Raw genomic sequence first — 17,832 nt, forward strand, 5'->3', positions numbered from 1 at the left:
TCCCGACGCCAGTCCAGATCATAGCAACCTGCGCGTTCGGCCAAGCGTCAGGGCTTGGGAACATGCAGCGTCTTGCTGATCATCAGCGAGCCGGACAGCGCAAACAGCAGCACCAGCGGATGGAACTGCCACGGCCCCAGCTGCCACTGACCCCACCAGATGTCCGCCCCGATGTCGCCCATGGCCGCGGCGACGGCCAGGACCACCACCAGCGTCAGACTGGTCGGGATGGGGGTGCCCTCGAAATATTTCACCTTGCCCTGGTCAGCGGACAGCGCCTCGGCGGTGACGTTGTAGCGCGCCAGGCGGCTCACCCCGCAGCAGATGAAGTAGCTCAGCACCAGCCAGTCCCAGCCGCCCTGCAGGCCGCAGGCATAGGCCAGCGCGGCCGGCGCGACGCCGAAGGAGATCACGTCGGCCAGCGAGTCCAGCTCGCGCCCCAGGGTGGAAGCCGAATTGCGCCAGCGCGCCACCCGGCCATCGAGCGCATCGAAGATGAAGGCCAGCGGGATCAGCGCCATGCCCATCAGCAGCACGCCGACCCGACCCTGCTGCATGTAGTGCAGCGAGGCGAACACCGCACCACTGCCGCAGAACGCGTTGCCCAGGGTGAACCAGTCGGCCAGCTGGAAATCGCGCAACATCGAAAAATGGCGTTGTCGTGGCATGGACCTGACCGGTAGGCGAAGAGAAGCCACAGCCTGACAAGGCCAGTGTCGCCTGGCAATCAAGGCCACGCGGTGCGGATCCTGCGGCCAGCACCGGCACCGGACGCGGCCGGCGCGGTACATCCGGGCAAGCGCCCCTGGCCGGCAGTCACCCCGCCACCGGTTTTCAGCAAGGCGCGTCGAAATCCTTCAACAGGGCTGGTCATTTTTTCGCCAAACCGCTTGACACGCCTGCCGCGCAACGCGCTCCGGCGGTTGTCCACATCCTTGCCCGGAAGTCATCCACAGCCCCTGTGGATACACCGCTGCGCACGGGTCATTTTTTCGCCATCCCGGCCGGGACGTCGCGCTGCAGGCGCACACCGAAGTTATCCACATCCTTGTCCCGAAGGTGATCCACATCATCTGTGGATGAAGCCGCCCCACGCAGGCTCAGGCGCGCGAGACGTTCCACGAGACCATGCGGCCATCCTTGTACGGCATCACCGCGTGGAAGCTGCGCGGGTCACCATCGAACACCAGCGGCAGGAAATGCTGGTCGCCCTCCCACAGCGGCAGCTCCAGCAGCCGGTCCAGGTCCACCCACTCCAGCGTGCCTTCCGGATTTTCGGCCAGCGGGGTGCCGGTCCAGGCGCTGACCACGAACACGAACGCCAGCCAGTCCTCGCCGTGCTTGCCGAAGCCCGGCCAGCTGATCGTGCCGCGCAGGCTCAGTGCCTGACATTCGATGCCGGCTTCCTCGCCGATCTCGCGGCGCATGCAGGCCAGCACGTCCTCGTCCGGCTCGAGCTTGCCACCCAGCCCGTTGTACTTGCCCAGGTGGATGTCATTGGGCCGCGCGTTGCGATGGATCATCAGCACCTGCTTGCCGTCGGCTGACAGCACGTAGCCGAGCGTGGCAACGATGGGGGTATAAGGCATGGAGAGCGCCACGGCAGTGAAGGATCGACCATTGTAGGAGGCCCACGCCGCAGCGCGTCCGCCTGCCTGAAGGCGCTGTTTTTTACTTGCGCAGACGCGAAAGGCGGGCCACTGGCCCGCCTTTTTCGATTGCAGCCATTGCGCGGACCGTTACTCGACCGGCATGCCCTCACCGTCTTCCACCGCCTTCATGGACAGGCGGATGCGGCCCTGCTTGTCCACTTCCAGCACCTTGACCCGGATCAGGTCGCCTTCCTTGAGCTTGTCGGAAACCTTTTCCACGCGCTCGACGGAAATCTGCGAGACATGGACCAGACCATCCTTGCCCGGCGCGATGGTGACAAACGCACCGAAGTCCATCAGCTTGGCGACCTTGCCCTCGTAGATGCGGCCCGGCTCGATGTCCGAGGTGATCTGCTCGATGCGGGCCTTGGCGGCCTGGCCGGCGGCGCCGTTCACCGATGCGATGGTGATGGTGCCATCGTCCTGGATATCGATCTGGGTGCCGGTTTCCTTGGTGATGGCCTGGATCACCGCGCCGCCCTTGCCGATCACCTCGCGGATCTTGTCGGGGTGGATCCTGATGGTGATCAGGCGTGGCGCGAACTCGCTCAGCTCCTGGCGCGGCGTGGTCAGCGCGTGGGCCATCTCGCCCAGGATATGCAGTCGACCGGCCTTGGCCTGGGCCAGGGCCTGCTTCATGATTTCCTCGGTGATGCCTTCGATCTTGATGTCCATCTGCAGCGCCGACACGCCGTTGGAAGTGCCGGCGACCTTGAAGTCCATGTCGCCCAGGTGATCCTCGTCACCGAGGATGTCCGAGAGCACCACGAAGTCGTCGCCTTCCTTGACCAGGCCCATGGCGATGCCGGCCACCGGCGCCTTGATCGGCACGCCGGCGTCCATCAGCGACAACGAGCTGCCGCACACCGAGGCCATCGAGGAGGAGCCATTGGACTCGGTGATTTCCGAGACCACGCGGATGGTGTAGGGGAACTCCTCCATCGTCGGCATGACCGCCAGCACGCCACGCTTGGCCAGACGGCCGTGGCCGATCTCGCGACGCTTGGGGCCCATCATGCGGCCGGCCTCGCCCACCGAGTACGGGGGGAAGTTGTAATGGAACAGGAAGTTGTCCTTGTACTCGCCCGAGACCGCATCAATCACCTGGCCGTCGCGCGCAGTGCCCAGGGTGGTGACCACGATGGCCTGGGTCTCGCCGCGGGTGAACAGGGCCGAGCCGTGGGTGCGCGGCAGCACGCTGACCTTGGCGCTGATCGGACGGACCGTGTCCAGCGCGCGCCCGTCGATGCGGACCTTGGTGCTCAGGACCGCGCCGCGCAGGGTCTGGTATTCCAGCTCGGAAAATTCCTTGGACAGCTCGGCGGTGCTCCAGCCATCGGCCTGCACGCGGCCGGCCAGCGACTCCAGCACGTCGGACTTGATCGCGGCGATGGCGTCGCGGCGCTGCAGCTTGTCGCGCACCTGGAAGGCTTCGGCCAGCCGATTGCCGACGGCTTCCTCCAGCGCCGAGACCAGGGCCTGGTTCCTGGCCGGGGCGGACCAGTTCCAGGACTGGGTGCCGGCTTCGACGACCAGCTCGTTGATGACGTGGATGACCTTCTGCATCTCGCGATGGCCAAACATCACCGCGCCCAGCATCACCTCCTCGGACAGCTCGGCCGCTTCGGATTCGACCATCAGCACAGCGTTGGACGTGCCGGCCACGACCAGCTCGAGCCTGGACTCCTTCAGCTCGGACACGGTCGGGTTGAGCACGTACTGACCGTTGATGTAGCCGACCTTGGCCGCGCCGATCGGTCCGCTGAACGGCGCGCCGGTCAGGGCCACGGCGGCCGAGGCCCCGATCAGGGCCGGGATGTCGCCGTCGATGTCCGGGTTCAGCGACATCACCGTGGCGATGACCTGGACCTCGTTGCGGAATTCTTCCGGGAACAGCGGACGCAGCGGTCGGTCGATCAGGCGCGAGATCAGCGTCTCCTTCTCCGTGGCGCGGCCTTCGCGCTTGAAGAAACCACCGGGAATGCGGCCACCGGCATAGAACCTTTCCTGGTAATCGACCGTCAGCGGGAAGAAGTCCTGGCCTTCGCGGGCCTTCTTTGCGGCCACGGCCGAAACCAGCAGTACGGTGTCATCGAACTTGACGATGACCGCGCCGCCGGCCTGGCGGGCGATTTCGCCGGTTTCCAGGGTGACCTGGTGCTTGCCGTACTGGAAGGTCTTTGTGATTTTTGCCACGTGGGTTTTCCTAAGTGTCTCGAACTGGTTGACCCGGTTGCGACCCTTGTCGCGCGCGGGTGGCCGGCGTATGCGGCCGTTGTTGCAGTGCGATTTTTTCCGATCGCCGGAAAAAATGAACCGCGGCGCATCACTGCGCCGCGGTCGGTCATTCTGGTTTTAGCGGCGCAGACCCAGTTTCTCGATCAGGGCCTTGTAGCGCGGGGCGTCCTTGCGGTGCAGGTAATCCAGCAGGCTGCGGCGCTGGTTGACCAGCTGCAGCAGGCCGCGGCGGCTGTGGTGGTCCTTCTTGTGGGTCTTGAAGTGGCCGGAGAGCTGCTCGATGCGGGCGGTCAGCAGCGCGACCTGGACTTCCGGCGAACCGGTATCGTTGGCGGCGCGCTTGTTCTCTTCGATGATCTTCTGGGTGTCGATGGACATGGTGGTGGCTCTCTTGTGATGCGCGACCTGCAGGAACGCGGACTGTCCACCGCGCGCACCGCCTGGTCCGCCGCTTGCGATTGAGGAAATGGCCCGTGGGCCAGGCGCCTGAAAAGGCCGCAGCATTGTAGGCGGGGCCACCTTGCGGCACAAGGTTTCAGTCCGGCGACAGGCCGCCGCCGGTCGGCCAGTTGAACAGCCGCTGGGGCGAAAGCACCCCGTCCCTGGACAGCTGGGCCAGCCCGACCACCGCGCCGGTTTCGGAAAACACCGCCACCAGGCCGGCCGGCCCGGGCACCTTGTTCAGGCGCTGGCCCTGGCCGAAGCGGGCGGCGGCCTCGACGGTCAGGTCGATCCGCGGCAGGCCGACCAGGCCCGCCTCCACCGGCAGCAGACAGGCCTGCAGGGCGCGTGGGTCGCGTTCGGCCAGGGCCTGGAGCTGCTCGATGGTCCACATGCGCGGCTCGCGGAACGGATCGACCCACAGCCGGCGCAGCTGCGCCACGTGCGCGCCACACCCCAGCGCCTCACCCAGGTCGCGGACCAGGCTGCGCACGTAGGTGCCCGAGCCGCATTCCACGTGCAGGCGCAGCAGCGGACGGCCGTCGTCGAGCAGGTCGTCGGCGGCCTGCAGCTCGAAGGTGCGCACGAACACCTCGCGTGCCTGGACCTCCACCACTTCACCGCGACGGGCCTTGGCATACAGCGGCTCGCCCCCGCGCTTGAGTGCCGAATAGATCGGCGGGCGCTGCTGGATACGGCCGGTCAGCGAACGCAGGGCCGCGTCGATCCGGTCGATCGGATAGGCCTGGACGTTGCGTTCGCACAGCACCTGGCCCTGGGCATCATCGGTATCGGTGACCTGGCCCAGGCGGGCCACGGTGTCGTAGGCCTTGCTGGCGCCGAGCAGGTTGCCGGCGATCTTGGTCGCTTCGCCGAAGCAGATCGGCAGCAGCCCGGTGGCCAGCGGATCCAGTGCGCCGGTGTGGCCGCCCTTCTCGGCGCAGAACAGGTGCCGCACCCGCTGCAGGGCCTGGTTGGAACTCATGCCGGCAGGCTTGTCGAGCAGCAGGATGCCGTCGACGCGACCGAACCTGGTGCGCGCACGCTGCGGACGCCGGCGGCTGCTGGCCGGCGCCGGACCGCCACGTCCGGCACCGTCGTCCGGGGTCGCGGCGGGGTCGATCGACACCATCAGTCCTGGTCAGGCTCGGGTTGCAGCGGCGGCAGCGGGTTTTCGCGCAGCAGCGTTTCGATGCGCTCGCCCTTGTCCACCGAATCGTCGTAGTGGAAATGCAGTTCGGGCACGTGGCGCATCTTCACCGCGCGGCCCAGGGCGTAGCGGATCTGCGGCGCCAGTTCCTTCAGTGCCTTGAGCGCCTCGCGCGAGCGTTCGGGCATCAGCGCGGTGACGAACACCTTGGCGTGGGCCAGGTCGCGGGTCACTTCAACGTCGGACACGCTGACCGACGGCAGGCCGTGCTCGCGCACGGTGTCATGCACGATCGTGCCCAGCTCGCGGCGGAGCTGGGCCGAGACGCGATCGCTGCGGTGGAAGGATTTGGTGGGCATGGTCGGGAACCTCTCTGATTCGCGGGACTTGCGGACTCGGGACTCGGGTTCCTGGACTCGGGAAGTCAGAAGCAGCTGCAGCAATGCCGGGGCCGTGGGCTCGGGACCGGGGAGCCGGGAGAGCAGGGTTGGCGCCTTGCTTTTCCCGAGTCCCGGGTTCCGAAACCCGAGTCCCGGCTCTTACAGCGTGCGCTGGACCTCGATGCGCTCGAAGCACTCGATCTGGTCGCCGACCTTGACGTCGTTGTAGGCCTTCACGCCGATGCCGCACTCCATGCCGTTGCGCACCTCGTCGACGTTTTCCTTGAAGCGGCGCAGCGATTCCAGCTCGCCCTCGAACACGACCGTATTGTCGCGCAGCACGCGGATCGGCTTGGACCGCTTGACCGTGCCTTCGATGACCATGCAGCCGGCCACCGCGCCGAACTTGGAACTGCGGAACACGTCGCGGACCTGGGCGACACCGATGATCTCCTCGCGGATTTCCACGCCCAGCAGGCCCGAAGCGACCTGCTTCACCTGGTCGATCACGTCATAGATGATCGAGAAGTAGCGCATGTCCACGCCATTGGCCTCGACGATGCGGCGGGCCGAGGCGTCGGCACGCACGTTGAAGCCGATGATGGTGGCCTTGGAGGCGACCGCCGAATTGGCGTCCGACTCGGTGATCCCGCCCACGCCGGAGCTGATGATGTTGATCCGGATGTCCTCGTTGGACAGCGCAACCAGCGCGTGGCGCAGTGCTTCGACCGAACCCTGGACATCGGCCTTGATGATCAGGTTCAGGCTGAGCTGGCCCTCGCCCTTGCCCAGCTGGGCCATGATGTCTTCCATGCGGCTGCCGGCCGAGGCGACCAGGCGCGACTCGCGACGCTTGGCATCGCGCTGCTGGGCCACGTCCTTGGCCAGGCGCTCGTCCTCGACCACCACGAAGTCATCGCCGGCATCGGGCACGCCGGACAGGCCCAGGACCTGCACCGGGATCGAGGGACCGGCCGAGGCCGGCTGGCCACCGGTTTCGTCGAACAGCGCGCGCACGCGGCCGTACTGCACGCCGCACACCAGGTAGTCGCCGCGCTTGAGCAGGCCCTGCTGGACCAGCACCGTGGCCACCGGGCCGCGGCCCTTGTCCAGCGAGGACTCGATGACCGTCCCGCTGGCGCGGCCTTCCGGTGCGGCCTTGAGCTCGAGCACCTCGGCCTGCAGGCTGATGGCATCGAGCAGAGTGTCGATGCCCTGGCCGGTCTTGGCCGAGACTTCGATGAACTGGGTGTCGCCACCGAACTCTTCGGCGACCACGTCATGGGCCAACAGCTCGTTTTTTACCCGCAGCGGATCGGCGCCGGACTTGTCGATCTTGTTGATCGCCACGATCAGCGGCACGCCGGCGGCCTTGGCCTGCTGCACCGACTCCACGGTCTGCGGCATGACCCCGTCATCGGCCGCCACCACCAGCACCACGATGTCGGTCAGCTTGGCGCCACGGGCGCGCATGGCGGTGAACGCTGCGTGGCCCGGGGTATCCAGGAAGCTGATGACGCCCTTGTCGGTTTGGACGTGGTAGGCACCGATGTGCTGGGTGATGCCGCCGGCTTCGCCGCTGGCGACCTTGGTGCGCCGGATGTAGTCCAGCAGCGAGGTCTTGCCGTGGTCGACGTGGCCCATGATGGTGACCACCGGCGGACGCGGCGCGGTCTTGCCCTGGACGTCCTCGACATGGGCCAGCAGCGCGTCCTCGGCGTCCTCGCTGTCCGCGCGCACGACCTTGTGGCCGAGCTCTTCGGTGATCAGCGCTGCGGTGTCATGGTCGATGGTCTGGGTGATGGTGGCCATCACGCCCATCTTGAACAGCGCCTTGACCACATCGCCACCCTTGAGCGCCAGCTTCTGGGCCAGGTCGCCGACGGTGATGGCTTCGCCGATCGCCACTTCCCGCACCACCGGTGCGGTCGGACGTTCGAACTGGTGGCTGCCCGAGCCGCCGCGGCTCTGTTCCAGCTGGCGACGCGGCTTGGGCTTGCCGCGGGCGGCCCCGCGACGGGCGCGATCGGCGGCCGACAGGTGCAGCTGGCCGGCAAAGCGCTGGGTGCTCTCGTCGTCCTCGACCCCGGCGACCATCGCGTGCGAACCGCGGGTCTTGTGCTTGGCCGCAGTGGTGGCGCGGTCGGGTTCCTTGCGCGCCGGCGCCGGCGCGGTGCGCGGCGGATGGGCGGCACCGGCCTTGGCCGGGACCCGGATCGAGGTGCCCGGCGCAGGCCCGACGCTCTCGTCGATCGGCGTGCGCACGGGGGCAGCGGCTTGTTCGGCGTCCTCGACGGCGGCGCGGGCTTCGGCCTCGGCCTGGGCGCGCACGGCGGCCTCGGCCTGGCGCTTGCGCTCGCTTTCCTCGTTGCGGGCGCGGTCCATCTCGGCCAGGCGCGCCTGCTCGGCCAGGTTGCGCTGGCGCGATTCCTCCAGCTTGCGCAGGATCTCGGCGCGCTCGTCGCCACCGGCGGCAGCACCGGCACGACGGGCCTCGTTGGCCTGGGCTTCGGTCGGCTTGACGTAGGTGCGCTTCTGGCGCACTTCCACGGCCACGGTCGCATTGCTGCGGCCGGTCTTGACGGTCACTTCCTGCACCTTGCGGCGGGCCAGGGTGATCTTCTTGGAAGCCTCGCTCTCTTCGCCGCCACCCTCGGTCTTGCCGTGGGTGCGACGCAGGAAGCCGAGCAGCTTCATTTTCTCGGTACTGGACACTTCCTGGTCGGGGCCACTGAACTTCATGCCGGCCTCGGCCAGCTGTTCGATCAGTTTATCGACTGGGGTATTGACCAGTTCGGCGAGCTTGCGGATGGTGGTTTGCTGCGACATTCGGATCCTATGATCTGGTTGGCGCCCCCTCGCCCAGAGCAAGGGAAGCGCGAATTCTAAGCCCTGACGCCATCAGGGCGATGGTCATGGCTGGCTCATTGGCCGCGCTCCAGTCGGGCGATCTCCTCGGCGCGTGCGGCCAGGATCAACGTGGCCGCGCGCGCCTCGTCCAGCCCTTCGATGCCGAACTCGACGACCTCGTCGGCGGCCAGGTCGGACAGGTCCTCGCTGGTCTTCACGCCATGGCTGGCCAACGCGTGGGCGGTGTCCTCGTCCATGCCTTCCAGGGCCAGCAGGTCGGCGGCCGGACCTTCGTCCTCGGCACCTTCTTCCTCGGCCAGGGCCGCGTTGAGCAAGGCATCGCGGGCACGGGCGCGCAGCTCCTCGACGATGTCCTCGTCGAAGCCTTCCACCGCCAGCAGTTCGCCGACCGGCACGTAGGCGATTTCCTCGACGGTGTTGAAGCCCTCCGACACCAGGATCGCGGCGATTTCCTCATCCACTTCCAGCTTGTCGATGAACAGCTGGCGGGCCACGGCCTGCTCGGCCTCGGACTTGGCCGAGACCTGGTCCTGGGTCATCACGTTGAGCTGCCAACCGGTCAGCCGGCTGGCCAGACGCACGTTCTGGCCGCCCTTGCCGATCGCCTGGGCCAGGCGATCCTCGGCCACTGCCAGGTCCATCGAATGACGTTCCTCGTCGACGATGATCGACTGGACTTCAGCCGGCGCCATGGCATTGATGACGAAGTTGGCCGGGTTCTCGTTCCACAGCACGATGTCCACGCGCTCGCCGTTGAGCTCGTTGCTCACCGCCTGCACGCGCGAACCGCGCATGCCGATGCACGCACCGATCGGATCGGTCCGGGTGTCGTGGGCCAGCACGGCGATCTTGGCGCGGTCGCCCGGGTCGCGTGCGCAGGCCTTGATCTCGACCAGGCCCTGGCCCACTTCCGGCACTTCCAGCTTGAACAGCTCCATCATGAATTCCGGCGCGGCGCGGCTGATGAACAGCTGCGGGCCGCGCGGCTCGGAACGCACGTCGTACAGATAGCCGCGGACGCGGTCGCCGGCGCGCAGCACGTCGCGCGGAATGCCCTTGTCCTTGGAGATGAAGGCCTCGGCGTTGCCGCCCAGGTCCACGTAGATGTTGCCGCGCTCGGCACGCTTGACGATGCCGGTGACCAGCTCGCCCACCCGATCCTTCCAGGCGTCCACGACCTGGGCACGCTCGGCCTCGCGCACGCGCTGGACGATGACCTGCTTGGCGGCCTGGGCGGCGATCCGGCCGAAATCGGGGTTTTCGATCTTTTCTTCGATGTACTGCCCTACCGCCACGCCCTCGGCCTCCTCCACCGCATCCATCAGGCGGATCTGCCGGTCCGGCGACTCCATGACCACATCGTCGGCCACCACTTCCCAGCGCCGGAACGTCTCGTAGGTGCCGTCCTTGTGGTTGATGGTCACCCGGATCAGCACATCCTGCTCGGGATAGCGCTTTTTGGCGGCCGAGGCCAGGGCAGCTTCGATGGCGTCGAAGATCACTTCACGCGGGACGCCTTTTTCGTTGGCGACCGCGTCCACCACCAGCAACAATTCCTTACTCATCTTTCACTCCGCGCGCGACCCTTGAGGCCGTCGTTGGGTTGGGTTGTCATCAATGCAGCTTCCTCGGCGCGGCAGGCTTTTTCCTGGGCTTGCCTGCGCCGATGTTCTTCTTTGGTTGTGGCGCCATGCCCAGCGCCACCCAGTCGGGCATCAGCCGCGCCTTGTCCAGGTTGTCGGCGGCAAAGGTCAGCTGGCGGTTGTCGAAGGCCAGGGTGATGCGGTCACCTTCGACCGAGACGATGTGGCCTTGCACGCGGCGGCGCCCTTCCTGCGGCAGCTTCAGCACCACCTTGACCTCTTCGCCGATGAAACGGGCGAAATGCGCTGCGTTGAACAGCGGGCGATCGACCCCGGGCGAGGACACTTCCAGGGTGTAGTGGTCGCTGATCGGGTCCTGGACATCGAGCTGGGCGGAGACTTCGCGGCTGACCGCCTCGCAGTCCTCGATGTTGACCACGCGGGTCTGGCGCTCGGCCTGGCTCACGTCGATGTACAGACGCAGGGTCGCATTGCCGGCGGCCGGCAGGTATTCCACGCCCAGCAGCTCCAGGCCCAGGGCCTGGACGGTGGGCTGCAGCAGCTCTGCAATCTCGGTTGCCTTGTCGCTCACGTCGCTGAAGATCTCGTCCTGTGTTTGTTCCAGAAACCGAAAAGGGCCCGAACGGGCCCTTGTCCGATGACGCTGGATGTGGAGGCGCCATCGCACCTCTACGAGCCCAGGCTTCTGGCCAGCGGAAGGCTTCACCTCGAAGCGTCCGGCATACCTGAAACGTTGGTCGCGGCACACAGGGGAAAGGTCGTCCACAAAAGGACCACCGGCATCACACCGTGCCGCAGCAGCGCATCATAAAGAGACCGGGCTTGCCGCGCAACCTGCAGCCATTCAGGAGCAATGGCGCGGCGCCCATCCCATCCGCGCCACACCGCGTCGGTATCGTGGCCGCCCGGCGCACAAGCGCAACGCGCGGCTACCGCGTCGACCGCCGACCCAGCGTCCGCACCCGGAAACGAGAAGGCCGGGACGCTGCCCGGCCTTTGCGCTCCGCCTTGCCGCTGGCTCAGGTCTGCGCAGCCGGTCCGGCAATGGGTGGCAGCGGACGCTTGGGCGTGCCACCGCCGTCGTTGTCGCCCTTGGTCGGGGCCTTGGCCCAGCCCATAGGCGGCGGCGGATCACGACCTTCCATGATCGCGTCGATCTGCGGCACGTCGATGGTTTCGTATTCCAGCAGCAGCCTGGCCATCGTGTGCAGCTTGTCCAGGTTGTCGCTCAGGATCTTGGTGGTGCGCTGATAGGCGTTGTCCAGGATCGCGCGGACCACCTCGTCGATCTTGCGTGCGGTGTCGTCCGAGACGCTCTTGTGCTGGGTCACCGAACGGCCCAGGAACACCTCGTCGTCCTCCTCGCCATAGGCGATGGGCCCCATCTGGTCGCTCAGGCCCCACTTGGTGACCATGTTGCGGGCCATCTTGGTCGCCCGCTCGATGTCGTTGGAGGCGCCGGTGGTGACCTTGTCCGCGCCGAACACCAACTCCTCGGCCACGCGGCCGCCGTACAGCGAGCACAGCTGCGACTCGATCGCGGTACGGTTGTAGCTGTACTTGTCGCCTTCAGGCAGATACATGGTCACGCCCAGCGCGCGGCCACGCGGAATGATGGTGACCTTGTAGACCGGGTCGTGCTCGGGCATCAGGCGACCGACGATGGCGTGGCCGGCCTCGTGGTAGGCGGTCAGGGTCTTCTCGTCCTCGCTCATGGCCATCGAGCGACGCTCGGCGCCCATCAGGATCTTGTCGCGCGCCCGGTCGAAGTGATCCATGCGGACCTCCTTCTCGTTGTGGCGCGCGGCAAACAGCGCCGCCTCGTTGCACAGGTTGGCAAGGTCCGCGCCGGAGAAGCCCGGTGTGCCGCGCGCGATGGTCATCGGCACCACGTCATCGGCCAGCGGCAGCTTGCGCATGTGGACCTTGAGGATCTGCTCACGGCCCTTCACGTCCGGCAGGCCGACCACCACCTGGCGGTCGAAGCGGCCCGGACGCAGCAGCGCTGGATCCAGCACGTCCGGACGGTTGGTCGCGGCGATGATGATCACGCCCTCACCGCCCTCGAAGCCGTCCATCTCCACCAGCAGCTGGTTCAGGGTCTGCTCGCGCTCGTCATGGCCGCCGCCCAGGCCAGCGCCACGATGGCGGCCGACCGCGTCGATTTCGTCGATGAAGATGATGCACGGGGCGTGCTTCTTGGCCTGCTCGAACATGTCGCGCACGCGGCTGGCGCCGACGCCGACGAACATCTCGACGAAGTCCGAACCGGAGATGGAGAAGAACGGCACCTTGGCTTCGCCGGCGATGGCCTTGGCCAGCAGGGTCTTGCCGGTCCCGGGCTGGCCGACCATCAGCACGCCGCGCGGGATCTTGCCCCCGACCTTCTGGAACTTGGTCGGCTCGCGCAGGAATTCGACCAGTTCGCTGACCTCTTCCTTGGCCTCATCGCAGCCGGCGACATCGGCGAAGGTCACCTTGACCTGATCTTCGCCCTGCAGCTTGGCCCGCGACTTGCCAAAAGACATCGCGCCCTTGGCCCCGCCGCCACCGCCCTGCATCTGGCGCATGATGAAGATCCAGAAGCCGATGATCAGCAGCACGGGCAGGAAGTTGAGCAGGATCACGCCCAGCGAGATGCCGCTGTCCGGCTCCTGCTGGGTGACGTTGACGCCCTTGTTGATCAGCTGGTTGATCAGGCTGTCGTCCTTGGGCCCATAGACCATGCCCTGGGTCCCATCGCTGCGCTTGTAGCTGATCGCGTTGGTCTTCAGATCGCCCTTGTTGGTGAAGTCGACCGAACTGATCTGGCCGTTGTTCACTTCCTGCAGGAACTGGGTGTAGGTGGTCTGCCCGCTGCCCTGGCCGGCGCCCATGCGCGGCGAGAAACTCTGGAACACCACCATGAGCACTACCGCCACTACGACCCACAGCAGCAGATTCTTGGTCAAGTCGTTCATCCTCATGGGCCTCGGTATTCCTCTGGCTGTGTCACTACGTTAACGCGGATATTCGTGCCGGCTCGAGGCCGACTTCACTGGGGCAGGCTGCGCTTTCCCTGCCCCAGTGCGTAAACCTCCGGCGACCGCTTGCGCGAGGCGTCCGGCTTGCGGATCACCACGCGCTCGTAGCGCCGGCGCATGTCACGGATGTAATCATCGAACCCTACGCCCTGAAACAGCTTGATCAGGAACGCACCACCGGGCTTGAGATGGCCATCGGCGAAATCGATCGCCAGTTCGGCCAGATGCATCATTCTCGGCTGGTCCACCGCATCCACACCGCTTTTATTGGGGGCCATGTCGGAAAGCACAAGGTCCGCCTGCCGGCCTTCGAGCATGGCCTCCAGCCGGGATAACACGACCTGCTCCCTGAAGTCCCCGTGAAGGAAATCGACCCCGGCCAGCGAGGGCATCTCCAGGATGTCCATTGCCACGACCCGGCCCTGCCCGCCCATGGCCTGACGCACGTACTGCGACCAGCCGCCCGGGGCCGCGCCCAGATCGACCACGACCATGCCTGGTTTGAGCAGGCGGTCACGTTCGATCAGCTCTTCCAGCTTGTACGCCGCACGCGAGCGCAGACCCTCGGCCTGCGCCCGTTTGACATAGGGGTCGGCGAAGTGTTCCTTGAGCCAGCGCTGGCTGCTTTGACTGCGTTTGGCCATGGATGCGAAAACGGCGACCTGCCAGGCCGCGCGATTCAAGGTGGGGATGGCGCCCATGATACGCTGAACGCCCCTCGTCACCTGAAAGCCCCGTCTGCATGTCCGTTGCCCTTACCGCCGCCCAGAACCGTTTCCTGCGTGGGCAGGCCCACGGGCTCAAGGCCGTGCTGCAGACCGGGGACAAGGGCCTGAGCGAGGCTTTCCTTGCCGGGCTGGAAGAAGTGCTGGAACGCCATGAGCTGATCAAGGTGAAGCTGGCCGCCGAGGACCGCCAGGCCCGGGAGGCGATGATCGGGCAGATCGCCCAGCGCACCGGCGCGGCCGTGGTCCAGCGCATCGGCCACGTGGTCATCCTGTACCGGCCCAGCCGCGACAAGCGCACCATCGTCCTGCCGCGCGCCTGACCGAGCCGCCGGCGCCTTCCGGCCTGCCGGCCTCGCCAGGGTCGGCCGTCCGATTCTTGCGGAGCCCCTCCATGCAGCTCAGCCACGAACGCCCCGACTACCCTTACAGCCTGCGCACGGCCAACGGGCACAGCGCCACGGTCAACAACCAGGTCCTGCAGCGCAGCTTCATCCTGACCCCATCGGTCCTGCAGACCGATTGGCCGGCCGCGGCCGCCGAGGCCCTGGATCCGGCCGCCCTGCAGCCGCTGCTGGCGCTGGAGCCGGAAATCGTCCTGCTGGGCACCGGCGCGCGCCAGGTGTTCCCGCCGGCCGAGGCCATGGCCGCCTGCCTGACCCGGGGGGTGGGGATCGAAGTGATGGCCAATGCCGCCGCCGCGCGCACCTTCCATATCCTGGCCGGTGAGGGTCGGCGGGTGGTGGCCGGGTTCATCCTGCAGGCCTGAGCCGCGCGCCGCCGGGCCGCGTCGCCGCAGCGGCGGATACCTACCGCGCCGGCAGGTAACCCAGCGGATCGACCGGCTTGCCGTTGTAGCGGATCTCGAAGTGCAGCATGTCGCGCGAGGCACCGCTGCGGCCCATCTCGGCGATCTGCTGGCCGGCCTTGACATTCTGGCCTTCATTGACCAGGCGCTTGCGGTTATGACCGTAGGCCGAGAGCCAGGCTTCGCTGTGCTTGACGATGATCAGTTCGCCGTAACCCACCAGGCCGGCGCCGGAATACACCACCACGCCGTCGGCCGCGGCCCGCACTGCATCGCCACCATGGCCGGCGATGTCCACGCCCTGGTTGGTGGCATCGCCGGCAACGAACCGACCCACCAGCTGGCCGTCGGCCGGCCAGCGCCATTTGATGTCGCTCTTGATCGGCGCGGCGGCCGCGGCCGTGCCGCTGGCGGATGCGCTGGCCGCACGGCCGCTGGCCACGCTCGTGCCGGCGGAACCGCGCGCAGCGGCGCCACCGGGTGGATACAGCTTCAGGGACTGGCCCGGATAGATCGTGTACGGCGGCGCCAGGCCGTTCCAGGCGGCCAGGTCGCTCGGCACGATGCCGTTGTCGGTGGCGATGCGGTACAGGGTCTGGCCGCGCTGGACGGTGGCGCTCTGGCCATATTTGGGCCTGGACACCGCCCGTGGCGCGCTGGCCGAAGCACTCGTCCCACGACCGGAAGACGCGCTGCCGGTGCGGGTGACCGTGCTGCTGCACGCGGCGACAAGCAACGCTGCGCCGGCGACCAGCCCCAGTTGCGCGGCACGCGCTTTAAAGGAAACGGCCAGGTCCATGCGCTTGTTCATCCGTACTCAGCTCTCCACACCAGGTAACCCACCACCGCCAGCAGCAACACGCTGGCGGTCCAGCCGACCGGTTCGATCCAGCGCCGCAGCGCCGCCTCGGCGCGCACCCCGCCCAGGCGCAGCGCCAGGGCGACCAAGAACACCCGCTTGCCGCGCCCCACCACCATCGCGGCGATGAACGGTAGCAGCGGCACTCCGACGATGCCTGAGGCCCATGTAAATATCTTCAGCGGGATCGGGGTGAATCCGGCCAGCACCAGCAGCCAGAAGGCGCGCCAGGGGGAATGGGCCACCAGCTCGCGCAGCTGCGCGACCTGCCCATCGACCGCCGCCCGCCAGCCCATTGCGTCGATCAACGGCTGCACCGCGTGATAGGCAAAATGGCCCAGGCCATAGCCGGCCAGCGCCCCCAGCAGCGAGCCGGCCAGGCTGGTGGCGGCAAAGGAGAACGCGCGCCGGGGGTGGGCCAGCGACATCGGCGCCAGCATCACTTCCGGCGGCACCGGGAAGAAGATCGCTTCGATCAGGCTCAACCCGAACAACAGGCGCGGGGCATGACGATGGCGCGACCAGGCAATGGTGCGCGCATACAGCGGTGCGAACACCTGCATCAGTCCAGGGTTCCCGACAGCAGGGGCACGAACATCACCGGGGCCAGCGTGGCCTGCTGTAGCTGCCCGTCGGCATCGCGGGTGACCTGCACCAGTTCCTGCGCCGCGGCGCCGCCGACCGGCGCCACCAGGCAGCCGCCGGGCGCGAGCTGTTCGACCAGGGCCGACACCAGCGCCGGCCCGGCCGCGGTGACGATGATGGCGTCATAGGGCGCATGCTCGGGCCAGCCGACGCGGCCGTCGTCATGCTTGCTGCGCACGTTCATGCCCAGCTGGCGCAGGCGCTTGCGGGCCAGGCGCAGCAGGTCGCCGATGCGCTCGACCGTGTAGACCTCGAGCCCCAGCGCGGCCAGCACCGCGGCCTGGTAGCCCGAGCCGGTGCCCACTTCCAGCACGGTCTTCGGATTGCGGCCGGCCAGCAGCACTTCGGTCATGCGCGCCACCACCCACGGCTGGGAAATGGTCTGGCTGTGGCCGATCGGCAGGGCGGTGTCCTCATAGGCACGCGTGGCCAGGGCTTCGTCGACGAAAAGATGCCGGGGCACGGTACCGATGGCGTCCAAGACATTCTCGTCGGCGATGCCCGCCGCGCGCAGGCGCTGGACCAGGCGGTCGCGCACGCGCTGGGAGGTCATGCCCGAGCCGCTGGCCTGCCCAGGGTGCACCCGCAGCCGCAGGGTCATGCCGCCGACTCCAGGCTTGCGCTCAGCCCGCCGACCCAGCTGGCCACCGTTTCCAGCGCCTGGTAGCGGGTCAAATCGACGTGGATCGGGGTGATGGAGATGCAGCCGCTGCGCACGGCGTGGAAATCGGTACCGATGCCGGCGTCCTGCTCCGGGCCGGCCGGGCCGATCCAGTAGACGGTGCCGCCGCGCGGATCGTTCTGCGGCATGCAGGCCTCGGAACGGTGGCGGTTGCCCAGGCGGGTGACCTCGAAGCCCTGCACCTGTTCCCACGGCAGGTCCGGCACGTTGACGTTGAGGATGGTGTTGGCCGGCAGCGGATCGGACTTGAGCCGGGCCACGATCTCCACCGCGGCGCGCGCGGCGGTCTGGTAATGCTGGGCGATGTGGTCGCGGGTCACCAGGGAGACGGCCACCGCCGGCAGGCCCAGGAAACGCCCTTCCATCGCCGCCGAGACGGTCCCCGAATAGATCACGTCATCGCCCAGGTTGGCCGCGTTGTTGATCCCGGACACCACGATGTCCGGATCGAAGTCCAGCATGCCGGTCAGGGCCAGGTGCACGCAGTCGGTGGGCGTGCCGTTGACGCGGATGGTGCGTTCATCCAGCTGGCGGATGCGGATGGGCAGGTCCAGGGTGAGCGAATTGCTGGCGCCGGAGCGGTCGCGGTCCGGGGCCACCACCCACACCTGGTGGCCGGCGCCGCGCAGGCCTTCGGCGAGGATCCGGATTCCGGGGGCGTCGACGCCGTCGTCGTTCGATACAAGTACGCGCACTTGGCTTCCTTCGATGGTGCGCGTCGATGATACCGGATCGACCCGGACGCTTCGCCCTT

General features: G+C 67.4%; 17 protein-coding genes. 2 read left to right on the plus strand and 15 right to left on the minus strand.

The features are described from left to right. Window positions 1-47: 47 nt before the first annotated feature. The 11 genes from pssA to rlmE all read right to left on the minus strand — a co-directional run bounded on the left by pssA (window position 48) and on the right by rlmE (window position 14,003). Window positions 48-668, minus strand: coding sequence for a CDP-diacylglycerol--serine O-phosphatidyltransferase (gene pssA / locus DSC_RS09380; protein WP_043290513.1), 621 nt, complete (start codon window positions 666-668; stop codon window positions 48-50). 432 nt (window positions 669-1,100) lie between these two features. After that, a complete protein-coding gene (locus DSC_RS09385) occupies window positions 1,101-1,589 on the minus strand; it encodes an NUDIX hydrolase (protein WP_014160928.1) in 489 nt (162 codons plus the stop codon). Between the two features lie 150 nt (window positions 1,590-1,739). Further along, a complete protein-coding gene (gene pnp / locus DSC_RS09390; protein WP_014160929.1) occupies window positions 1,740-3,848 on the minus strand; it encodes a polyribonucleotide nucleotidyltransferase in 2,109 nt (702 codons plus the stop codon). Between the two features lie 159 nt (window positions 3,849-4,007). After that, window positions 4,008-4,268, minus strand: a complete 261-nt coding sequence (gene rpsO, locus DSC_RS09395) for a 30S ribosomal protein S15 (RefSeq protein ID WP_014160930.1) — start codon at window positions 4,266-4,268, stop codon at window positions 4,008-4,010. Between the two features lie 157 nt (window positions 4,269-4,425). Continuing rightward, a complete protein-coding gene (truB, locus tag DSC_RS09400) occupies window positions 4,426-5,463 on the minus strand; it encodes a tRNA pseudouridine(55) synthase TruB (RefSeq protein WP_014160931.1) in 1,038 nt (345 codons plus the stop codon). After that, complete coding sequence (gene rbfA / locus DSC_RS09405) at window positions 5,463-5,840, minus strand: 30S ribosome-binding factor RbfA (protein ID WP_014160932.1); 378 nt, start codon at window positions 5,838-5,840, stop codon at window positions 5,463-5,465. The genes truB and rbfA overlap by 1 nt, the downstream gene beginning before the upstream one ends. A 180-nt stretch (window positions 5,841-6,020) precedes the next feature. Continuing rightward, the gene (gene infB, locus DSC_RS09410) at window positions 6,021-8,690 is read right to left on the minus strand and encodes a translation initiation factor IF-2 (RefSeq protein WP_014160933.1); all 2,670 of its coding nucleotides are present in this window, start codon (window positions 8,688-8,690) and stop codon (window positions 6,021-6,023) included. A 95-nt stretch (window positions 8,691-8,785) separates the two neighbouring features. Then, the gene (gene nusA / locus DSC_RS09415) at window positions 8,786-10,297 is read right to left on the minus strand and encodes a transcription termination factor NusA (RefSeq protein WP_043290514.1); all 1,512 of its coding nucleotides are present in this window, start codon (window positions 10,295-10,297) and stop codon (window positions 8,786-8,788) included. 49 nt (window positions 10,298-10,346) lie between these two features. Beyond that, window positions 10,347-10,907: a ribosome maturation factor RimP gene (rimP, locus tag DSC_RS09420; protein ID WP_014160935.1), complete on the minus strand. Its 561-nt coding sequence runs from the start codon at window positions 10,905-10,907 to the stop codon at window positions 10,347-10,349. A gap of 448 nt (window positions 10,908-11,355) precedes the next feature. After that, on the minus strand, window positions 11,356-13,296 hold the full coding sequence (gene ftsH / locus DSC_RS09425) for an ATP-dependent zinc metalloprotease FtsH (RefSeq protein ID WP_043290515.1): 1,941 nt from the start codon (window positions 13,294-13,296) through the stop codon (window positions 11,356-11,358). 74 nt (window positions 13,297-13,370) lie between these two features. Beyond that, window positions 13,371-14,003, minus strand: coding sequence for a 23S rRNA (uridine(2552)-2'-O)-methyltransferase RlmE (rlmE, locus tag DSC_RS09430; protein WP_014160937.1), 633 nt, complete (start codon window positions 14,001-14,003; stop codon window positions 13,371-13,373). Between the two features lie 98 nt (window positions 14,004-14,101). Here rlmE and yhbY point away from each other — a divergent pair, with 98 nt between their 5' ends. Both yhbY and DSC_RS09440 read left to right on the plus strand, forming a co-directional pair. Continuing rightward, entirely contained in the window at window positions 14,102-14,407 is a 306-nt protein-coding gene (yhbY, locus tag DSC_RS09435) for a ribosome assembly RNA-binding protein YhbY (RefSeq protein WP_014160938.1), read from the plus strand. Between the two features lie 71 nt (window positions 14,408-14,478). After that, entirely contained in the window at window positions 14,479-14,853 is a 375-nt protein-coding gene (locus DSC_RS09440; protein WP_014160939.1) for an Mth938-like domain-containing protein, read from the plus strand. A 40-nt stretch (window positions 14,854-14,893) separates the two neighbouring features. Here DSC_RS09440 and DSC_RS09445 read toward each other — a convergent pair whose 3' ends face one another. The 4 genes from DSC_RS09445 to surE are packed head-to-tail and all read right to left on the minus strand — an operon-like array spanning window position 14,894 to window position 17,773. Beyond that, entirely contained in the window at window positions 14,894-15,703 is an 810-nt protein-coding gene (locus DSC_RS09445) for a peptidoglycan DD-metalloendopeptidase family protein (protein ID WP_014160940.1), read from the minus strand. Then, on the minus strand, window positions 15,700-16,314 hold the full coding sequence (locus DSC_RS09450; RefSeq protein WP_014160941.1) for a YqaA family protein: 615 nt from the start codon (window positions 16,312-16,314) through the stop codon (window positions 15,700-15,702). The genes DSC_RS09445 and DSC_RS09450 overlap by 4 nt, the downstream gene beginning before the upstream one ends. Then, window positions 16,314-16,997, minus strand: a complete 684-nt coding sequence (locus DSC_RS09455) for a protein-L-isoaspartate(D-aspartate) O-methyltransferase (protein ID WP_014160942.1) — start codon at window positions 16,995-16,997, stop codon at window positions 16,314-16,316. Before DSC_RS09455 ends, DSC_RS09450 begins: the two co-directional genes overlap by 1 nt. Further along, the gene (surE, locus tag DSC_RS09460) at window positions 16,994-17,773 is read right to left on the minus strand and encodes a 5'/3'-nucleotidase SurE (RefSeq protein WP_014160943.1); all 780 of its coding nucleotides are present in this window, start codon (window positions 17,771-17,773) and stop codon (window positions 16,994-16,996) included. Before surE ends, DSC_RS09455 begins: the two co-directional genes overlap by 4 nt. Window positions 17,774-17,832: the final 59 nt, after the last annotated feature.

The sequence above is a fragment of the Pseudoxanthomonas spadix BD-a59 genome (assembly GCF_000233915.3).
Lineage (GTDB): Bacteria > Pseudomonadota > Gammaproteobacteria > Xanthomonadales > Xanthomonadaceae > Pseudoxanthomonas_A > Pseudoxanthomonas_A spadix.